The sequence below is a fragment of the Methylobacterium sp. 4-46 genome (assembly GCF_000019365.1).
Classification (GTDB): Bacteria; Pseudomonadota; Alphaproteobacteria; order Rhizobiales; family Beijerinckiaceae; genus Methylobacterium.
Window position 1 is genome coordinate 2324344 of record NC_010511.1, and the last position, 20446, is coordinate 2344789.

Sequence of the window (20446 nt, forward strand, 5' to 3'; positions counted from 1 at the left end):
CCTCGCGGCGCTGCGCAGCTACGCCATCCTCGACACGCCGCCCGAGGCCGAGTTCGACGACATCGCCCAGATGGCGGCCCAGGCCTGCGGCACGCCGATGGCCCATATCAACTTCATCGACGCGGAGCGGCAGTGGATCAAGGCGGCGGTCGGGCACGACCGGCGGGAGATGCCGCTCGACCTCGGGTTCTGCGCCGAGGTGCTGCGGGCACCCGACGTGGTGGAGCTCACCGACCTCGACCGTGATCCCGCCCGCGCCGCCAACCCGCTGGTGGCCGAGACCCCGCACCTGCGCTTCTACGCGGGCGTCCCGCTCCTCACGCCCGAGGGCTACGCCATCGGGACGCTCTGCGTGCTCGACCGCGTGCCGCGGGAGCTGACCGAGCCGCAGCGCTTCATCCTGCGGGCGCTGGCCCGGACCGTGATGGCGCAGCTCGCCATGCGCCGCACCGACGCGGCCCTGCGGGTGAGCGAGGAGCGCTACCGCTCGCTGTTCAACTCGATCGATGCCGGGTTCTGCCTGATCGAGGTGCTCTTCGGCGACGGGGGCAAGGCGGAGGATTTCCGCATCCTGGAGGTGAACCCGGCCTTCGCGGGCCAGACCGGCCTCGCCGACCCGGTCGGGCGCAAGATGCGCGACCTCGCCCCGGAGAACGAGCCCTACTGGCCCGAACTGTTCGGCGAGGTGGCGCGGACCGGCCGGCCCGTCCGCGTCGAGAACGCCGCCAGGGCCCTCGGGCGCTGGTACGACGTGCATGCCTACCGGGTCGACCAGCCGGACCTCAACCGCGTCGCCGTGCTGTTCAACGACATCACCCCGCGCCGCGTCGGCGAACTCGCCCTGCGCGACAGCGAGGCGGAGCTGCGCCTCGTCGCCGACGCGATGCCGGTGCTCATCGCGGTGATCGACCGGTCCTTCACCTACCGCTTCGTGAACGCCGCCTACGAGACCTGGTTCGGGCATTCCCGCGACGCCGTGATCGGCCGCCACATGGGCGACCTCATCGGCGAGCAGGAATTCGCGATCCGCCGCCCCTCCGTGGAGCGGGCGCTGGCCGGCGAGGAGGTGCGCATCGAGCGCACCTGGCCCTGGCCGGACGGGCGCACCCGCATCGCGGACATCCGCTACCTGCCCCGCCGCAGGCCGGGCGGCGAGGTCGACGGCGTCTACGTGTTCGTCCACGACGTCACCGACCGCAAGCGCGTCGAGGAATTGCTGGAGGCGCGCACGCAGTCCCTGGAGGCGCAGATCGCCGCCCAGGCCCGCGACCGCGACCGCATCTGGACCCTCTCGCCGGTGCTGAAGGTGATCGCCTCGGCGGGCGGCGCGATCCAGTCGGTGAATCCCTCCTGGGTGCGCACGCTCGGCTGGAGCGAGGCGGAGTGCCTCGGCCGCTCCCTCCTCGACTTCGTGGTCCCGGCGGAGCGGGGCACCCTGGAGGCGGAGCTGGCGCGGCGGGCCGCCGGGGAGGGCGGCGACGTCGAGATCGCCTGCCTCACCAAGTCCGGGGAGGCGCGGCGCATCCTCTGGACCATCGTGCCGGAGGACGACACGCTCTACGGGTTCGGGCGCGACGTCTCCGAGCAGCGCCGGGCCGAGGAGGCGCTGCGCCAGTCGCAGAAGCTCGAGGCGGTGGGCCAGCTCACCGGCGGGGTGGCGCACGACTTCAACAACCTGCTCACCATCATCCGCTCCTCCGTCGATTTCCTGCGCCGGCCCGACCTGCCGGAGGAGCGGCGGCGGCGCTACCTCGACGCGGTGTCGGACACGGTCGACCGCGCCGCCAAGCTCACTGGGCAGCTCCTCGCCTTCGCGCGGCGCCAGGCGCTGCGGCTCGAAGTGATCGATGTCGGGGCGCGGCTGCGCAACGTCGGCGAGATGCTCGACGCCGTGACGGGCGCGCGCATCCGCGTGGTCACGGAGGTGCCGGACCGGCCCTGCTTCGTGCGCACCGACCAGAGCCAATTCGAGACCGCCCTCGTCAACATGGCGGTGAATGCGCGCGACGCCATGAACGGGGAGGGGACCCTGACCCTGCGCGTCAGCTGCGGCCGCTCCCTCCCGGCCATCCGCGGCCACGCGGGCGCGCCCGGCCCCTTCGCGACGGTGTCGCTGACCGATACCGGCACCGGCATCCCGCCCGACCTGCTCGGCCGGATCTTCGAGCCCTTCTTCACCACCAAGGACGTCGGCAAGGGCACGGGGCTCGGCCTGTCCCAGGTCTTCGGCTTCGCCAAGCAATCCGGCGGCGACATCGCGGTCGAGAGCACCCCGGGGACGGGGACCACCTTCACCCTCTACCTGCCGCAGGTCGAGGTGCCCGACGGGGCGCTCCGGCCGGACCTCGACCCGCAAGGCCCCTCGCCCTCGGGGGCGGGACGGCGGGTGCTCGTCGTCGAGGACAATGTCGAGGTCGGGCGCTTCGCCTGCCAGATCCTGCAGGATCTCGGCTTCACGACCGAGTGGGCCTGCAACGCCGAGGAGGCGCTCGACCGGCTCGGCGGGGAGGCGTCGGCGTTCGACGCCGTGTTCTCGGACGTGGTGATGCCCGGCATGGGCGGCATCGCCCTCGCCCGCGAGCTGCGCCGGCGGCTGCCGGACCTGCCCGTGGTGCTCGCCTCCGGCTACAGCCACGTCCTGGCCCAGGAGGGGGCGCACGGGTTCGAGCTGCTCCACAAGCCCTATTCGGGCGAGGAACTGGGGCGGATCCTCGACCGGGTCACGTCCCGCGACGGCGGCCGCGTCGCCTCGCGCTCCCGAGGCGGGTAGGGGAAGCGCCACGCTTTCGCCCGGCGGCCCGGTCAGGGCGGGGCCCCGCCAAGGATGTGCCCGATGCGTCTCCTCGTCCTCATCGCCCTGCTGCTCGCGGCGGTCCCGGCCCGGGCCGGGGACGCCGCCGCGCCGGTCCTCCAGACCCTCGACTACGCCAATACCCGCTACGCGGCGCTCGACCAGATCACCGCCGAGAATGTCGGCCGGCTCAAGGTCGCCTGGACCTTCTCGACCGGCGTGCTGCGGGGCCACGAGGGCGCGCCCCTGGTCGTCGGCCACCTGATGATCGTGCACACGCCGTTCCCGAACGTGGTCTACGCCCTCGACCTCGACCGGGACGGACGGATCGCGTGGCGCTACGCCCCGCGCCAGGAGGCGAACGTCATCCCGGTGATGTGCTGCGACACGGTCTGGCGGGGGCCGGCCGCCGCGAACGGCAAGCTCTTCCTGCAACTCGCCGACACCAGGGTGGTGGCCCTCGACCTCGAATCCGGGCGCGAAGTGTGGAGCGTGCGCAACGGCGATCCGGCCCGCGGCGAGACCAACACCGCGACGGTGCTGCCGGTGCGCGACAGGCTCATCGTCGGCCTCTCGGGAGGCGAGTACGGCGCGCGCTGCCACGTCACCGCCTACGACCAGGCGACGGGGCGCCGGCTCTGGCGCGCCTACGCGACCGGACCCGACGCCGACATGCTGGTCGACCCGGAGCGGACGACCGAACTCGGCCGCCCGATCGGGCGGGATTCCTCCCTCTCCAGCTGGCAGGGGGACCAGTGGCGGATCGGGGGCGGCTGCAGCTGGGGCTGGTTCTCCTACGACCCGGCCCTCGACCTCGTCTATTACGGGACCGGCAATCCCTCGACCTGGAACCCGGCCCAGCGCCCCGGCGCCAACCGCTGGGCCATGGCGATCATCGCCCGCGACGTCGAGACCGGGACGGCGCGCTGGGTCTACCAGATGACGCCGCACGACCAGTGGGACTATGACGGCGTCAACGAGATGATCCTGACCGACCAGGACGTCGACGGCCGCCCGCGCCGCCTCCTCACCCATTTCGACCGCAACGGCTTCGGTTACACCCTGGACCGGGAGAGCGGGGACGTGCTGGTGGCGGAGAAGTTCGATCCGAGCGTGAACTGGGCGCGCCGGATCGTGATGGATCGCGCCTCGCCCGATTACGGCCGCCCCGAGGTCGATCCGCGCTACGCCCCCGAGACGAAGGGCGAGGACGAGACCACGACCGGCATCTGCCCCGGCGCGCTCGGCGCCAAGAACCAGCAGCCCGCGGCCTACTCGCCGCGGACGCGCCTGTTCTACGTGCCGACCAACCACATGTGCATGGATTACGAGCCCTTTCAGGTGACCTACGCGGCCGGCCAGCCCTTCGTGGGCGCGACGCTGACGCTGCACCCGCCGGAGGGCAGCCGGCACACGGGGGCCTTCATCGCCTGGGACGGGATCGCGGGGCGGATCGCGTGGTCGCGGCCCGAGACCTTCTCGGTCTGGTCGGGGGCGCTCGCGACGGCCGGCGGGGTGGTGTTCTACGGGACCCTGGAGGGCGACCTGAAGGCGCTCGACGCCCGGACGGGGCGCGAGCTCTACCGGTTCCGGACCGGGTCGGGGATCGTCGGCAACGTGACGACCTACGCGTATGGAGGCCGGCAATACGTGGCGGTGCTGTCCGGGGTCGGCGGCTGGGCCGGGATCGGGCTCGCCGCCGGGCTCACCGATCCGGCGGACGGGTCGGGGGCGGTGGGCGGCTACGCGGCCCTGTCGCAGTACACGGCCCCGGGCGGGATGCTGACGGTGTTCGCGCTGCCGGAGTGATCCGGGACCCGGTTGGTCGAAGCGGATCCCGTCTCACGATCCCGCGCGGCGCTTGAGCGACGCCCCAATCCGCCATCCCGAAGGGATCGCTCGGATGTGGGACGAGGGGCGGCGCCCCTCACCGCTTCGGGACGAGGGGCGGCGCCCCTCATCGCTTTGGGACGAGGGGCGGCGCCCCTCACCGCCTCGGCCGCCGCGCGGCGAGCAGCGCCCCGCCGGCGAGCAGCCCGAGCCCGAGGGCCAGCCCGGCCTTCAGCGTGCTCGGGGCGGCCGCGACCACGCTCGCCCGCGCCCGCCCGTCGAAGCGGCCATGCGCCCCGGGATCCGTGTCGACCGGCCCGAACAGGTTGTCCGGCCGGTGCGGGTCCGCCGGCTCGGGCGTCATCTCGCCCTCGTAGGCGGCCGTGGCGAGGTAGCGGTCGAGCAGGCCGGGCGCCACCAGGGTGCCGAGGATCGCCTGCCAGGCCGGGGGACCGATCCAGAGCTCGCGCGGCGCCTCCTCCGCCGCCCGCACGACGTGCCGGGCGATCGCCTCGGGCTGGTAGATCGGCGGCACCGGCTGGAGCCGGCGCGGCAGGACCGAGCGGGCCCAGTCGAATTGCGGCGTGTTGACCGCCGGCAGCTGCACCATGGTGAGCCGCACCCGGCTGCCGTCGTGCAGGATCTCGCAGCGCAGGGAATCGACGAAGCCGCGCACCGCCGCCTTGGCGGCGCAGTAGGGCGCCTGGAGCGGGATCGACCGGTAGGCGAGCGCCGAGCCGATGCAGACGATCGTGCCGCGGTCGGCCGGTGCCATGTGCCGCAGGGCCGCCAGCGTGCCGTGCACCTGGCCCAGATAGGTCACGGCCGTGACCTGCCGGAACTCGTCCGGGCTCAGCCGCCGCACCGGCGCGTAGGCGGTCACCATCGCGTTGTTGACCCAGACGTCGATCCCCGCCCAGGCCTCCGCGACCGCGTCGGCGGCCCGCTGCACCGCGCCCGCATCCGCCACGTCGGCCTGGAAGCCGAGCGCCCGCGCGCCCGCCCGGCGCAGCTCCGCCAGGGTGCCGTCGATCCCGCGCCGGCCGCGGGCCAGCACGGCGACGTCGTAGCCCCGGCGGGCGAAGGCGAGCGCCACCGCCCGCCCGACCCCGGCGGTGCCGCCCGTCACGACGGCGCTGGGACGGCGCGGGCTCATGGCCGGGACTCCCGCGGCAGGGCCTCCCCGAAGCGGGGGCGCGGCCGGCCGCGCGGGCCGGGCCGCAGGCGCAGGACGGCGCCCGCCTGCGGGGCCGCGTCGTCCTTGCGGGCGCTCGTCACGTAGAGCGTCCCCAGATCCTCGTCGCCGAAGGCCATCATGGTCGGGTAGCGGACGGGGAGCGGCACCGCGCGGTCGAGCCGGCCGTCCGGCGCGTAGCGGTGCAGGCAGCCCCCGCCGTGGATCGCGCTCCAGTAGAAGCCCTCGGCGTCGACCGCGCCGCCATCCGGGACGCCGAGACCGGCGGGCAGCGCCGCGAAGGGCTGGCCCGGACCGAGGGCGCCCCGCGCCGGGTCGAAGGCGAGGGCGTCGATGCGGCCCTCCCGGCTGTCGGCGAGGTAGAACCTGCCGCCGTCCGGGCTCCAGGCGAAGCCGTTGGCGGTGAGCGCGGTCGCGGCGTGGCGCACGAGTCCCTCCTCCCTCGTATAGGCGTAGAGGTGGTCCGGCCGCGGCGGCGCCTCGGTGCCGGGAAGCGGCTCGAACATCGTCCCGATCCAGAGCCGCCCGGCCGGATCGCAATCGGCCTCGTTGAAGCGGTGCGTGCGCGGGTCGAAGGGCGGCGCGGCGAGGCGGTCGAGGGCGCCGCTCGCGAAGTCGAGGGCGAAGAGGCCGCCGCGGAGCGCCACCAGCGCGCCCGCGCCGTCCGGCAGGAGCGTGTAGCCGCCGATCTCCGCCGGCAGCGGCCAGCGCCGCGTCGCCCCGCTGCCCGGCTCGGTGCGGAAGAGGGCCGGCGCCTTCACGTCGATCCAGTAGAGGACCCGCTCCTGCGGCGACCAGTACGGCCCCTCGCCGATCACGGCGCCCGCCTCCACCACGATCGCGGCGTCTGCTGCCGGCATCCCGCTCCTCCTCGCCCTCACCCGGACCAAGCGCGGGAGCGGGCCGAAAGGTCCCCGCGGGCGGCGAGCGCCCCGATCCGGTCGGCGGTGCGCAGCGCGATCGCCTGGATCGTCAGGGACGGGTTGACCCCGCCCACGGTCGGGAAGACGGAGCCGTCGCAGATCCAGAGGTTCGGGATGTCCCAGGAGCGGCAATCGGCGTCGACGACGCTGGTGCGGGGATAGCTGCCCATCCGGGCGGTCCCGTTGAGGTGGCAGGTGTCGTCCTCCTGCGCCCAGATCTCGCGGGCGCCGGCCGCCGCGAGGGCCTGCCGCATGAAGGCGAGGCTGTGCCGGTTCACGGCCCTGTCGTTGTCGCACCACGAATAGGTGATCCGCGGGATCGGCAGGCCGTAGCGGTCGGTCTCCTCCGCCAGGGTCACGCCGTTGCGCTCCTGCGGCATGTATTCGGAGACGACTTTGAGCCCGGCGACGTGGTTGTAGCGCTGCATCTCGGCGATGAGCGCGTCGCCCCACAGGCCGCGGCTGCCCGCGAGCGTGCGGCTCCACAGGCTCGGCAGCGGGCCCTGGCTCATGTAGCAATAGCCGCCGAAGAAGTCCTTGCCCTCGTCCTCGTAGTTCCAGTGCTCGGTGAGGGCCAGGGAGGGCGGGCCCTTGTAGGAGCGGACCTCCTCCTCCATCACGCCCCAGACCGCCTGGTTGCCCTGCACCGTGAGGTAGCGGCCGACCAGCCCCGAGGAATTGGCGAGGCCGTCCGGGAAGTCCGGAGTGGCGGACATCAGCAGGAGGCGCGGGGTCTCGATCGCGTAGCCCGCCACCACCACGTGGCGCGCCCGCTGGAAGCGCCAGCGCCCCTCGCGGTGGTAGTGCAGCCCGGTGGCGCGGCGGTTGCGCGTCTCGATCCGGCCGACCATGGCGAGGTCGCGGATCTCGGCGCCGGCCCGCAGGGCGCGGGGCAGCCAGGTGACGAGCACGCTCTGCTTGGCGTTGGTCGAGCAGCCGAGCGTGCAGAAGCCGCGATAGACGCAGGGCGGCGAGTCGCCCCGCGGCGCCGAGACGGTGGCGAGGGGCGTCGGCGCCCAGCCGATGCCGAGCGCCTCCGCGCCGCGGGCCAGCACCCGGGCGGCCGCGTTGAGTTCGTGGGCACGGTACGGGTAGCGGGGTCGCTTGGGGCCCCACGGATAGGTCACCGGCCCGGCGATCTTCAGCGCCTGCTCGACCTGCCCGTAATAGTCCCACATCTCGCGCCAATCGAGCGGCCAGTCGGCGCCGTAGCCGAGGAGGCTGCGCGAGCGGAACCACTCGGGCCGGAAGCGCAGCGACACCATGGCGAAGTGGACGGTCGAGCCGCCCACCGCCCGGCCGGAATTGTTCGAGCCCATCTGCAGCGGGTTGTCGCCGTCGACGAGGCGCTCGTCGGTCCAGTAGAGCTTCGACTGGTGGCTCTCGTCGGAGGCGAAATCCTCCAGCGGCCGCCAGTACGGTCCGGCATCGAGGGCGACGACGGAGAAGCCCTGCTCGGCCAGCCGGCAGGCGAGGGTGCCGCCCCCGGCCCCGGTGCCCACGATGGCGAAGTCGACCTCCTCCTCGTCGCGGTGCTGGCGCATCGGCACCCACTCGCCGATCCGCATCACGTTCGGCGCCCGCCCGTCCCGGGCGCGGGGAACCTGCTCGGGATCGTCGTCCGGGACGCGGTGCGTCGGGTTGTCGGCCGCGGTGCCGATGCCGGGAATCCTCATCGCCGCCTCACACCTGCCCGACGCGCAGGTTCTCCCGCCGCGCCTCCTCCTCGCGGCCGGGCTTGGCCTCGGCCGCCTCCCAGGCGTCGCGCCGGTCGAAATCCATCCGCACGTAGCCGCGCGGGCTCGCCGGCCCGCCCCAGCCGATCTCGCTCCAGGCGGCGGGATGGGCGTAGTAGGCGCGCACGCAATCGTCGACGGCGCGCTGGCGGAAGAACAGGGCGCAGGGCATGCCGCCCCAGGCCTCGTGGCCGAGTGCCCCGCGCTCCGCCGCCCGCAGCAGCGCGTCCTGCCGGGCGGGATCGAGGGCGTGGAAGCGGGCACCGTGGGCGGCGAGCGCCTCCGCGTCGAGGGCGCGCAGGCCGCGGCGCCACGCCTCGCCCGCCTCGGGCATCGCCGCGTGGCGGTAGCCGTCGCGCTCACCCCGATCCAGGCTGTCGGCGATGAGCGCGGCGACCGGGATGCGGTCCGGCCGCGCCGCCGCCTGGGGAACGATGCGCGCGCAGACCGCCGTCAGGGTCTCCCACTCGTCGGGCGTGAAGAACCGGCGCGTGTCCGGGCGGATGGCGAGGCGCGCCGCCACCACCTCCCGGGTCTTGGCGTTCCAGGACGGCCCGTCGCGCTTGGCGAGCACGTCGTAGCCCGGATAGAGGTCGCGGCGCGGGTCAGCCATGGCCGGGTCGCTCCAGGAGATCGAGGGCGGCGAGGCCCGCGAGCGCGAGGCCCGTGAAGGCCGGCGGCGCCGGCAGGGGCGGGCCGTTGAGCAGGTTCTGGCTCCAGTTGCGCCAGCCGCCCATGTTCCGGCCGATCCCGTAGGCGTGGAACCCGACCCCGCCGAGGCCCAGGAGCGCGGTCGCCCCGACGAGGGCGCGGGCGGCGGGATGGCGCCGGCCCGGGGCGGCGGCGCAGGCGGCGAGGAGCGCGCCCGCGAGCGGCGGCACGCTCACCGGCAGCAGCATGGCCGGGTTGTGGAAGGCGCCCCGGAAATGCAGCAGCCCCGCCTCCCCGACGGTGCCGGCGAGGCCCAGCGCGGTGCCGAGCGCCAGGGCGGGCCCGGCCGCGGCGCCGAGGAGGCGCGGCTCGTCCGGGTCGGCGGCGCGGACGCGCTCCGCCGCCACGCCGAGCGCGCCCGCGAGCGTCAGCGCGAGGGGCGCGCCGATCGGGGCGGCGTAGAACAGGTTCTCCCAGGAATAGCCGCCCTCGCGCTTGCCGACGTTGTAGGCGTGGAAGCCGAGCCCGACGAACCCCGTCGCGGCCGCGAGCGCCTGCACGGCGTGGCGCGTCCGGGAGGCGCGCCCGCGCGCCTCGCCCGCCCCGTGCAGGGAGGAGGACAGGACCGCGCTCGACACCAGGATCGGCGTCACCATGGCGGGGTTGAAGAACTGGCCGCGCTCGTGCTCCAGGCCGCTGTCGAGCAGGACCGAGGTCGCGAGCAGCGTCGAGGCGTGGTTGAGGCGCTGCGCCGCGCGCGCGGTCGTCCGGTTCGCGCGGGCGGGGCCGCCGCGCCCGCGCCCGGCCGCGAGCCAGGTCAGCACGCCGATCCCCGCCGCCGCCGCGGCGAGCGCGGCCAGCGGGTGGATCCTGATCGCGAGCGGGGCCGGTGCCGCGGCCCGCGCCCCGACCGCGCCCCGGCCGCTCTCAGACAGCATAGCGCTCCGCGTCCTGGTGCTTGAAGGTGAGGCCGTGGCCGGGCCGGCCGAGGTCCGGCGCGATCCGCCCCTCCCGCGGGACCGGCGCCCCGTCGAACAGCATCGACTCGATGCGGACGTGGTCGTGGAACCATTCGAGGTGGCGGACCCGCGCGGCGGCGCAGGCCGGGTGGAGGTGGAGGGCGGGGGCGCAGTGGCCCGACAGGTCGGTGTGGTGCGCCTCGCAGAGCGCGCCCGCCGCCAGGAAGCCCGAGACCCCGCCGCAGCGCGTCGCGTCCGCCTGCTGCACGTCGACGGCGCCCGCCTCCAGCATGTGCCGGACGTCGTCGAGGGAGTAGGCGTATTCTCCGGCCGCCACGTCGATGCCGGCCGGCACCCGCTCGCGCACGAAGCGCAGGCCCGCGCGGTCGTCGCTGGAGACCGGCTCCTCGAACCAGCGCACGCCGAGGCCCGCCGCCGTCTCGGCCATGGCCAGGGCGGCGCGGGGCGAGAAGGCGCCGTTCGCGTCGATGAACAGCGCCGCCCCGCCGATCGCCGCCCGCGCCGCGCGCATCCGGTCGGGGTCGCGGTCGGGATCGCTGCCGATCTTCATCTTCACGGCGCGGCAGCCGTCCCGCTCGACGAAGCCGGCGAGCTGGGCGGTGAGCCGCGCCTCGCCGTAGCTGGTGAAGCCGCCGCTGCCGTAGATCGCGACGGCCGGCCGCGCCGCCCCGAGGAGGCGCACGAGCGGCAGGTCGAGGAGGCGGGCCTTCAGGTCCCACAGGGCCGCGTCGAGGGCCGAGATGGCGGTGGCGGCGAGGCCCGCGCGGCCGAGATTGCGCACCCGGCGCCGGAGCCGCGCGGTGAGCGCCGGGACGTCGAAGGGGTCGCCCCCCTTCAGCAGGGGGGAGAGCGTGCCCTTGACGAGCCCGGCATTCCCCGCATCCGAGTAGGTGTAGCCGAGGCCTCTCCGGTCCCCCGCCGCGACCTCGACCACCACCAGGGTGGTGCGGTGCCACGCGAAGGTGCCGTCCGCTTCGGCCGCGTCGGTCGGGACCGCGTAGGCCCGGGCCGTGACGGCGTCGATCGGGGCCTCGGGGCGCATGGCTCAGCCCCGGTCGCCGGGCAGGACGCTGGCGAGCACCTGCCGGGCCGTGTCGGCCAGCAGGTGGCTCTCGCGGGGATCGCCCTTCCAGAGCATGCCCATGAACTTGCGGGCCTGTTCCAGGCTGATGTGCGGCGGCAGCGGCGGCACCTCGGGATCGGTCTTCACCTCCAGCACCACCGGGATCGGGCTCGCCAGGGCCTCGTCCCAGGCGGCGCCGAGCTTCTCGGGATCGTCCACGTAGAGGCCCTTCAGGCCGATCAGCTCGGCGAAGCGGTGATAGGGCACGTTCGGGATCACCTGGGTGGTCTCGAATTTCGGGTTGCCCTCCTGCACCCGCTGCTCCCAGGTCACCTGGTTCAGGTCCTCGTTGTTGAACACGCAGCAGACGAAGGTCTGGTTCGGCCAGTGCTCGCGGTACTTGGCGACCGTGATCAGCTCGGCCATGTTGTTCATCTGCATGGCCCCGTCGCCCACCAGGGCGATCACCGGGCGGTCCGGATGGGCGACCTTGGCGCCGATGGCGTAGGGCACCGCCGCGCCCATCGAGGCGAGGCCGCCCGAGAGCGAGCACATCATGCCGCGGCGGATCTTCAGGTCGCGGGCGAACCAGTTGGCGCAGGAGCCGGAATCCGAGGTGATGATCGCCCGGTCCGGCAGCCGCGGCGAGAGCTCCCAGGTCACGCGCTGCGGGTTCACCGGGTTCGCCCCGGCCATGGCGCGCTCCCCGGCCTCCCGCCACCACGCGGCGACGCCCTCCTCGATGCCTCGGCGCCACGCGCCGCCGACGGGCTTGCGCTGCAGCAGTGGCAGCAGGGCGCGCAGGGTCTCGACGGAATCGCCCACCAGGGGCACCTCCATCGGGTAGCGCAGGGAGAGCATCTCGGCCTTGAGGTCGATCTGAACCCCGCGGGCCTGGCCGGGCTTGGGCAGGAACTCCGAATAGGGGAAGCCCGAGCCGATCATCAGCAGCGTGTCGCACTCCATCATCAGGTCCCAGCTCGGCTTGGTGCCGAGGAGCCCGATCGAGCCCGTGACCCAGGGCAGGTCGTCCGGCACCGCCGCCTTGCCGAGCAGGGCCTTGGCGACGCCGGCCTGGAGCGCCTCGGCCACCGCCACCACCTCGTCGGTGGCGTGCAGCGCGCCGGCGCCGACCAGGATCGCGACCTTCTCGCCCGCGTTCAGCACGGCGGCGGCCTCCTTCAGGTCGGCCTCCCTCGGCAGGACGCGCGGGTCGCTGTAGCCCACGCCCGATTGCAGGGTGCCGTGCTTGCGCGGCGGATCCTCGTAGGGCGCCTCCTGCAGGTCGTTCGGCAGGATGATCGCCGTGACCGCCCGGTTCGCCCTGGCGATGCGCACCGCCCGGTCGACGAGGTGGCGGACCTGGGCCGGGGCGCTCGCCTGCTGCACGAAGGCGCCGGCCACGTCCTTGAAGGCGCTGGTGAGGTCGAGTTCCTGCTGGTAGTGGCCGCCGAGCGCGTTGCGCGCCTGCTGGCCCGCGATGGCGAGCACCGGCATGTGGTCGAGCCGGGCGTCGTAGAGGCCGGTGATCAGATGCGTCGCCCCGGGCCCCGACGTGGCGAGGCAGACGCCGAGTTCGCCCGTGAACTTGGCGTAGGCGCAGGCCATGAAGGCCGCCATCTCCTCGTGCCGCGCCTGGATGAACTGGAAGGGTTTGTCGGCGCGCTGCATCGCCCCGAGCAGCCCGTTGATGCCGTCCCCGGGATACCCGAAGATCGTCCGCACCCCCCAGTCGGAGAGGCGCTGGCACAGGAAATCACCGACCGTCTCAGCCATGGAACACCATCCGTCGCGCGGAGAACCCCGGGGGAGTCACGTCGGCAAAGAGGCCCGGATCGCGGCCCCGGGGGAATCGCCGCGGCGCGATCGGCCGGGTCCGCAATGTCCGGCTCCGGCGCGGGGTCAACGGGCGGGATGCGGGGGCCTGTTCCTGGCCCCGGGGCCGTGCGCGGGCGGGAGCGGTACGGCAGCGGACGGAGTGCGCCCCGCGCCCCGGGGGCCGCCGATCGGTGGCGCCGCGCCCGGCGATCCTCGCCGCTGCGCGGGAGAGGTCCGGCCCGCCCGCGCGGCCCCGCAGGCGCGCCCGGGACGGGACCCGTCCCACATCGGGCTGGCCGCCGCGGGCAAGTCGGCGGATCGGGATGCGCGGAACGCGACCGGGCGAGACTCCCGCCTCGCCCCGCCGTCACTCCCCGGCCGCGGCCACCAGGGCGGGGGCGGGCCGCGCGCGGTGCAGGAGGTCGCGGGCGACCGCCCGCGCGAGCAGGTCGTAGCCGCGATCCGCCATGTGCAGGCCGTCGGGGGCGAACAGGGTCTCGCGGGTGGCCTTCCCCTCCGCGATCCAGTCCCGCATCAGCTCCGCGCGGCGGATCACCGGGATGCCGAGTTCGGCGCCGATCGCCCGCACCGCGTCGCGGAACCGGTCGGCGCCGGGCGTCGCGTCGAGCTTCGGGCACCATTGCGGCTCCATCAGCACGACGTCGCTGCCCGCGTCCCGCATCCGCGCGAGGCCCGCGAGGGTCGCGGCGCGGAAATGGGCCAGGGAGACGCCGCGCAGCGGGTCGTTGCTGCCGGTCTGCCAGATCACGAGGTCGGGCTTCGCCGCGAGCACGTCGCGGTCGAGGCGCGCCAGCATGTCGTCGGTGTGCTCGCCGCCCACGCCGCGGTTGAGCACCGCGATGCCCTCGGCGAGATGGGGCAGGGCCTGCCGCAGCGCGGCTTCCAGGCGGGCCGGATAGGCGGCGGCCGGGGAACTCGCGCCCACGCCCTCCGTCGAGGAGGAGCCGAAGGCGACGATCCGCAGGGACGCGCCCCGCGCCAGCTGCCGGGCGAGGTGCGGCAGGGGCTGGGCCGCGACCGTCGCCGTCGCGACCGGGGCGTGCCCGCTCCGGGCGGTCGGCAGCGCGGTCGCGGCGGCCGCGAGGCCGAGGACCAGCGCGAGACCGGTGGCGATCCACCGCCGGCGCCGGGGCGCGGTGGTGGCGGAGTGGGGCGTGGGCCGATGGCCGGCGCGCGTCATCTGTGGGCGTTTCCTCGATCCCCGCGGCTCTGTCGGCCGCGTGTCGCCTGATGGGGGCGAGTGGGATCGGGCCGGCGAGGCCGCGCGCACGCGCCGTCCTCGCCCCGGTCTTATCGCCGTCTGTGAGGGCTGCGGCTCCGCAGCCATCGCCGGCCCGCGGGCCGGCCCGACTGGACCGGCCGCGTTCGACGTCGTTGTCGACCCGCCGTATTGCGATGGCGCTGCGATAAACGAAGAAGATCGCGCGTGCAACCCGTTCTTCGAAAATTCAGTATGCAATCAGTAGAAGATCTGTCGATAAAGCTTAGCTTCGCGGCCGGACCGGCCGTCCGGCGCCGGTCCGAAGGGGCGACCGGCGGCCGCCCCCCGCGGTCCGCGAGCCGTCTCAGGCGGCCCGCACGGTCGCCAGGAACTGCGAGACCTCGGCCTTGAGGTGCTCGGACTGGCGCGACAATTCGGACGCCGAGGCCAGGACCTGGGAGGCCGCGGCCCCGGTCTCCTCCGAGGCGCGCGCCACGCTGATGATGTTGCTGGTGACGTCCGTGGTTCCGGTCGAGGCGAGGGCGACGTTGCGGACGATCTCCTGGGTGGCCGAACCCTGCTGCTCGACGGCGGCGGCGATCGTCGTGGCGACCGTGCTGATCTCGCGGATGCGCCCCGTGATCGACCCGATGGCCGTGACGGCCCGCCCGGTCGCACCCTGGATCTGGCCGATCTGTCCCGAGATCTCCTCGGTCGCGCGGGCGGTCTGCGAGGCGAGTTCCTTGACCTCGGCGGCCACCACCGCGAAGCCGCGTCCGGCCTCGCCCGCCCGGGCCGCCTCGATCGTCGCATTCAGCGCCAGCAGGTTGGTCTGGCTGGCGATGTTGGAGATCAGCCCAACCACGTCGCCGATCTTCGCCACCGCCCCGCTGAGCTCCTGCACGAGCGCCGCGGTCTGGTCCGCCTCGCCCACCGCCTGCTGGGCAAGGTCGCTCGCGCCGTCGGCCTGCCGGCCGATCTCCTGCACGGAGGCGCCCAGTTCCTCGGCCGCCGTCGCCACGGTGTTGACGTTGGTGGCCGCCTCCTCGGCGGCGGTCGCGACCGTCGTGGTCCGCCTCGCCGTCTCGGTCGCCGTCGCGGTCATGCTCTGGGACGTGGCCTGCAGCTCGGTCGCCGAGGAGGTGACCGTGCCGACGATCCCGCCCACCGCCGCCTCGAAGCTGTCGGCCATCTGGCGCATGCCGGCCTTGCGCTGCTCCTCGGCGGAGGCGCGGGCCAGCGCCGTCTCCTCCTCCAGCTGCCGCGTCCGGATGATGTTCTCCCGGAACACCTGCACGGCAACCGCCATCGCGCCGACCTCCTCGCGACGCTCCTGGAACGGCACCGCCGTGCCGGTCTCTCCCCTGGCGAGTTCGCCCATCACGGCCGTCATCTGCCGGATCGGGGCCGAGACGGTCCAGTTCAGCAGCACCAGTCCGAGGGCCGCCACCGCCAGCATCGCTCCCATGCCGAGCATGACGGCCTGCCGCGAGCTGCTGGCCGCCTGAGCGGCGGTGCGGGAGCGCTCCTCCAGAAGGGTGCGCTCGATCCGCGCGATCTCCGCGGCCTTGGCGCGCACCGCGTCCATCAGCACCTTTCCGGCCCCCGAGATCTCCAGCTGCCGGGCCTCTGCGCGGGTCTGCTCGTCCCTCATCAGCGCGATCTCGCGCTCGGCGATCGTGCCGCGCCAGTCCTGCGCGTGGCGCTCGAGGCCGTCCAGGCGCTGGAGCTGGGCGGGATTGTCGGAGACGAGGGCGCGGACCCTGGCCATGGCTTCCGTGAAGGCGCGGCCGCCCGCGTTGTAGGGCTCCAGGAATTTCGCATCCGCGGCCAGCAGGTAGCCGCGCACGCCCGTCTCCTGGTTGACCATCGCCGTGGTGAGCACCTCGACCTGCGCGAGCACTTGGTAAGTGTGGTCGCGCCAGTCATTCGCCTCCTCGATCGTGGCGAGGCTGCGCCAGCCGGTGAGAGAGAACAGGCCGGCCGCGCCGATGAAAGCCGCGAAGACGACGAGGAGCTTCGTGACGATGCGGAGGTTGAGGAGGACACGCATTCCGGCTGATCCCGTTGAGACGGACTGCCCCGGCGGGGCGGAATCGCCGCGCCCCGGTCGAGACGCCGGCATGATGGGCTTGGCTGGTTAAAGCGTCCTAAAGTCGCCGTCGGACCAATGCAAATCACCACGCCTTCCCTTGAGGATGGCGATGGTGAATAGGTACATGCTCCTAAAAGCCGAAGCGGTGATACGCCGGCTCAAGAGCCGTATCGTTGCGGCAGGAGCTGTCTCGCGCGAGCGAGGAGGCGGGATGACCCGCGCCACCCGGCCACCGCGGGTGTGGCGTCGCTGCAAGCCTCGACGGAGACGCGCGATCGCGGCCCTTCCGGATGACGCCGCGTCAGCATGCTGTCATGGGAGATGCGCAAGCCGGCCCCACGCTGAAGCGGGGGCGCGACGTGGATTCTGCATTCTTCCGGCTGGCCGCGCTGGCCGGCGGTCTCCTGGCCGGCGGTCTCCTGGCGGGTGGCGGCCTCGGTGCCGCGGCGCAGGCGCAGCAGCTGCGCACGCCCAACCTCGCCACCGCGGACGGGCCGGTCTCCGTCGAGGTCGGCGGGATCCCTTTCGTGAACCAGGGTCTGCAGGGCGCGGCCCGGCTGCCCGCCGCCACCCGCGACTTCCTGGGCGACACGCTGGGCTCCTTCTCGTCGCTCGCCATCGACCTCGAGACGTGGCGGCGCCGTGGGGACACCTATGCGGGCACGCTCTACACGCTGCCGGACCGTGGCTACAACAATCCGGATGGCGGCCTGTTCAGCGACTATGCCGGGCGCCTGAACCGCTTCTCGCTGACCTTCGCGCCCTATGCGGGGCCCGCGCTGCCGCAATCGCCCGGGTCGCAGCGCCAGATCACGCTCGCCCAGGATGGCGGGATCGTGCTCACCGACGCCAAGGGCCAGCGCTTCAGCGGCCTCGATCCGGGCGCCGGCACGACGACCCAGCTCGGCGCCGTCCTGCCCTCGGCCGCGAGCGGCCCGAGCGCCGGCCGCATCAGCCTCGACGCCGAGGGGCTGGTGCGCAAGCTCGACGGCTCCTTCTACGTCAGCGACGAGTACGGGCCGAACATCTACTACTTCGACCGCGACGGCCGGCTCCAGGGCGTGCTCGGGATCCCGGCGGCCCTCAAGCCGGTGACCGGCGGCGCCCTGAACTTCAACTCCGTCACTGCGCCCGACACCGGCCGGCGCAACAACCAGGGCCTCGAGGCCGTCGCGCTGACACCGGACGGGCGCGGCCTCGTCACCATCCTGCAGAGCGCGACGATGCAGGATTCCGGACCCAGCCAGCAGCAGCGGACGAACACCCGCATCCTCGTCTACGACGTCTCGGCGAACCCGACGCCGGCGGCGCCCGCGCGCGCATACGTGCTCCAGCTCCCCACCTACCAGCAGAGCGGCAATGGCGGCGCCCCGAACCGCACCGCCGCCCAGAGCGAGATGCTCGCCCTGAACGACACGCAGTTCCTGGTCCTGTCGCGGGACTCGAACGGGCTCGGCACCGGCGCGACCACCCCGATCGTCTACAAGAGCGTGCTGCTCGTCGACGTCGCGGGCGCCACCAACGTGGCGGGCACCGCCTACGACGGCACCGCGCCGCTCGCGCCGGGCGGCACGCTCGCGCCCGGCATCACGCCGGTGCACACGACCGAACTCGTCAACATGCTGAACCCGACGCAGCTCGGCCGCTTCGGCATGAACCTCTCGACCAACCCGGCGACGCCCACCACCCTCTCGGAGAAGTGGGAGGCGATGGGCCTCGTGCCCGTGCTGAGCGAGAAGGCGCCCAACGACTACTTCCTGCTCGTGGGCAACGACAACGACTTCCTGACCCGCCGGGGCCAGATCAACGGCCAGCCCTACGACGCGGGGCTCGACAACGACAGCGTGATCCTGGCCTACCGGCTGACGCTGCCGACCTACGTCGATCCGCTCTCCCTGGCCGTGATGAGGCGGACCGCCCCGGTGGTGCTCCAGGGCCTCGGCGCCGGGGCCCTGAGCGTCGCGGCCGCCGCCGTGCGCGGCCCGGCGGACCACCTCGCGGCCCTGCGCCGGGGCAGCCGCTCCCCGGAGGCCGGGGCGGGTCCCTGGGGCGCCGGGTCGGGCGTCTGGATCGGCGGCGACGTCGTCTTCGCGGATTCGCCCCGCAACGGCGGCCTCGCCTCCGACCGCACGCTCGCGCAGGGCTCGGCCGGGTTCGACCTCCCGCTCACCGGCCCGTGGCGGGCGGGCCTCGCGGTCGGAGGCGGGGGCGGCCGCCTCGACCGCCCCGGCGGCTTCCGCCAGGATCAGGCCGGCTTCACCGCCTCGGCCTATGCGGGCTATTTCGGGCCCGGCTTCTACGCCCAGGGCATCCTCGGCGGCGCGCCGTTCCTCGACTTCACGGGCCTGCGCCGGCCCGCCGCCTACGGCCTGACCGCGGAGGGCCGGACCGGCGGCAGCGGCTTCGCCCTCGACGGCGAGGCCGGCCTGCCCCTCGACGTCGGGGCGCTGCGCGCGACGCCCTTCGCGGGGATCACCTACCTGTCGGCCACGGTCGACGGCTTCACCGAGACGGGGGCGGCGGGCAACAACGTCGCCTACGCGGCGCTCACCGCCCGGCAGACCACGGCGCGCTTCGGCGCCGAACTCGCCTATCACGGCTTCGGCGGCGGCTTCGTCCCCTCCCTGCGCGTCGCCTACAGCCTCGCCGCCGGGCCGCAGCAGGCGAGCGCCTCCGTGCGCCTCGCCAGCGTGCAGCACGCGCTCGCGGCGGCGACGCTGCCGGTCGCCTTCGCCCGGCGCGACGTCGTCGGCGCCGGGATCGGTCTGCAGGGCAACCTGACCGAGCGGCTCGGCTGGCGCCTCGACTACCAGGCCTCTCTCGGCACCCGCGCCGGCATCGCCCACGGGGTCACGGCGGGGCTGCGCTACCAGTTCTGAGGCCGAAGCGGTCGCGCCAGGCCGGCAGCGCCCCCGGGAAGGGGAGGGCGGTGGCGGCGCGCACCCCGATCGCCACCGCCCGCGCCAGGGTGCGGGCGGCGGCGTCGCCGAGGCGGGCGAGGTCGCCGACCGGGTCGGCGAGGGGCGCGCGGCCCGTCGCCACGGCGAAGACCAAGTCTCCGTCGAGGGGCGTGTGGGCCGGCAGGATCGCCCGGGCGAGGCCGTCCTGCGCCATCACGGCGAGGCGCCGCGCCTGCGCCTTGCTCAGGACCGCGTCGGTCGCCACCACCGCCAGGGTCGTGCTGGCGCCGGGCGGCGCGGCGCGCGGCCAGGCCAGGGCCTCCGGCGGGATCCGCGGGGCCGGGCCGCGCCCGCCGAACTCGTCGCCGACCTCGAAGGGCCCGGCCCAGAAATGCGGCCCCTCGCCGACCGTGACGCGCCCGAAGGCGTTGACCGCGACGAGCGCCGCCACGCGGGCGTCGAGGCCCGCGACGCGCGAGGAGGCGGAGCCGAGCCCGCCCTTCAGGTTGGCCGTGGTGGCGCCGTAGCCCGCCCCGACGGTGCCGAGGGCCACCGGCCCCGCGGTCGCGGCCGCGGCCGCCGCGAAGCCGAGGTCGCGGTAGGGCGGGAGGCGGCCCCACGCCTTGTCGCCGCCGTTGAGGAGGTCGAACAGGATCGCCGCGGGCACGATCGGCACGCGCACCGGCCCGACCGCGAAGCCGCGCCCCTGCTCGGCCAGCCACGCCGTCACGCCGGCCGCCGCGTCGAGGCCGAAGGCCGAGCCGCCCGACAGGACGAGGGCGTCGATGCCCTGCACGGTCCGCTCGGGATCGAGCAGGTCGGTCTCGCGGGTGCCGGGCCCGCCGCCGCGGATGTCCACCGCCGCCGTGGCGGGCGCGTCGAACAGGATCGCGGTCACGCCGCTCGCCGCACGCGCGTCCTGCGCGTGGCCGACGCTGAGACCCGGGATGTCCGTGAGATCGTTCCTCATCTGGCGCGGCACTCCGTCACGATGGGTGGGCCGGACGGGCGGGCCGCGGAACGGGCGGCCGCCGATCCGCATTGGCCATCCCGGCCCGCGCGGCAGGCACGGCCCGCGCGGCAGGGCGTCGCGTCCCCCGCGCGGCACCCGGCCCCGTCACGCATAGCTCGGCAAACACACCAGAAACAGTCGATGCGTAGAAGACCGGCATGCGGCATGCCTTGGAATCGGTATCAATACCAGGACGGGAGAGCCCGAAGCCTCTCCCGCCGCGCTCTCGA

General features: G+C 74.3%; 13 protein-coding genes. 3 read left to right on the forward strand and 10 right to left on the reverse strand.

The annotated features are described in order from the left end of the window. Nucleotides 1-10 precede the first annotated feature (10 nt). Nucleotides 11-2770, forward strand: a complete 2760-nt coding sequence (locus tag M446_RS09850; protein ID WP_265576640.1) for a PAS domain-containing protein — start codon at nucleotides 11-13, stop codon at nucleotides 2768-2770. A 63-nt stretch (nucleotides 2771-2833) separates the two neighbouring features. After that, nucleotides 2834-4600, forward strand: coding sequence for a methanol/ethanol family PQQ-dependent dehydrogenase (locus M446_RS09855; RefSeq protein ID WP_012331954.1), 1767 nt, complete (start codon nucleotides 2834-2836; stop codon nucleotides 4598-4600). Between the two features lie 178 nt (nucleotides 4601-4778). Here the strand turns inward: M446_RS09855 and M446_RS09860 are convergent, their stop codons facing one another. From M446_RS09860 to M446_RS09900, 9 genes are all read right to left on the reverse strand, one after another. Then, nucleotides 4779-5777: an SDR family oxidoreductase gene (locus tag M446_RS09860; protein WP_012331955.1), complete on the reverse strand. Its 999-nt coding sequence runs from the start codon at nucleotides 5775-5777 to the stop codon at nucleotides 4779-4781. Further along, nucleotides 5774-6676, reverse strand: coding sequence for an SMP-30/gluconolactonase/LRE family protein (locus M446_RS09865; RefSeq protein ID WP_012331956.1), 903 nt, complete (start codon nucleotides 6674-6676; stop codon nucleotides 5774-5776). Before M446_RS09865 ends, M446_RS09860 begins: the two co-directional genes overlap by 4 nt. Before the next feature lie 17 nt (nucleotides 6677-6693). Then, nucleotides 6694-8415 (reverse strand): GMC family oxidoreductase, encoded by a 1722-nt coding sequence (locus tag M446_RS09870; RefSeq protein WP_012331957.1) that lies wholly within the window; start codon nucleotides 8413-8415, stop codon nucleotides 6694-6696. Nucleotides 8416-8422: 7 nt separating this feature from the next. Then, nucleotides 8423-9088 (reverse strand): gluconate 2-dehydrogenase subunit 3 family protein, encoded by a 666-nt coding sequence (locus M446_RS09875; RefSeq protein WP_012331958.1) that lies wholly within the window; start codon nucleotides 9086-9088, stop codon nucleotides 8423-8425. Next, entirely contained in the window at nucleotides 9081-10064 is a 984-nt protein-coding gene (locus M446_RS09880; RefSeq protein WP_012331959.1) for a hypothetical protein, read from the reverse strand. The genes M446_RS09875 and M446_RS09880 overlap by 8 nt, the downstream gene beginning before the upstream one ends. Next, nucleotides 10054-11148, reverse strand: coding sequence for an enolase C-terminal domain-like protein (locus M446_RS09885; protein ID WP_012331960.1), 1095 nt, complete (start codon nucleotides 11146-11148; stop codon nucleotides 10054-10056). The genes M446_RS09880 and M446_RS09885 overlap by 11 nt, the downstream gene beginning before the upstream one ends. A 3-nt stretch (nucleotides 11149-11151) precedes the next feature. Then, complete coding sequence (locus tag M446_RS09890; protein ID WP_012331961.1) at nucleotides 11152-12945, reverse strand: thiamine pyrophosphate-requiring protein; 1794 nt, start codon at nucleotides 12943-12945, stop codon at nucleotides 11152-11154. A 409-nt stretch (nucleotides 12946-13354) separates the two neighbouring features. After that, entirely contained in the window at nucleotides 13355-14188 is an 834-nt protein-coding gene (locus M446_RS09895; protein WP_012331962.1) for an SGNH/GDSL hydrolase family protein, read from the reverse strand. Nucleotides 14189-14573: 385 nt separating this feature from the next. After that, entirely contained in the window at nucleotides 14574-16262 is a 1689-nt protein-coding gene (locus tag M446_RS09900) for a methyl-accepting chemotaxis protein (RefSeq protein WP_012331963.1), read from the reverse strand. 401 nt (nucleotides 16263-16663) lie between these two features. Here M446_RS09900 and M446_RS09905 point away from each other — a divergent pair, with 401 nt between their 5' ends. Continuing rightward, nucleotides 16664-19183, forward strand: coding sequence for an esterase-like activity of phytase family protein (locus M446_RS09905; RefSeq protein WP_043702201.1), 2520 nt, complete (start codon nucleotides 16664-16666; stop codon nucleotides 19181-19183). On the opposite strand, the gene M446_RS09910 is transcribed toward M446_RS09905, so the two are convergent. Continuing rightward, nucleotides 19155-20174, reverse strand: a complete 1020-nt coding sequence (locus M446_RS09910; RefSeq protein ID WP_043702204.1) for a P1 family peptidase — start codon at nucleotides 20172-20174, stop codon at nucleotides 19155-19157. The two genes, M446_RS09905 and M446_RS09910, sit on opposite strands and share 29 nt — an antisense overlap. Nucleotides 20175-20446: the final 272 nt, after the last annotated feature.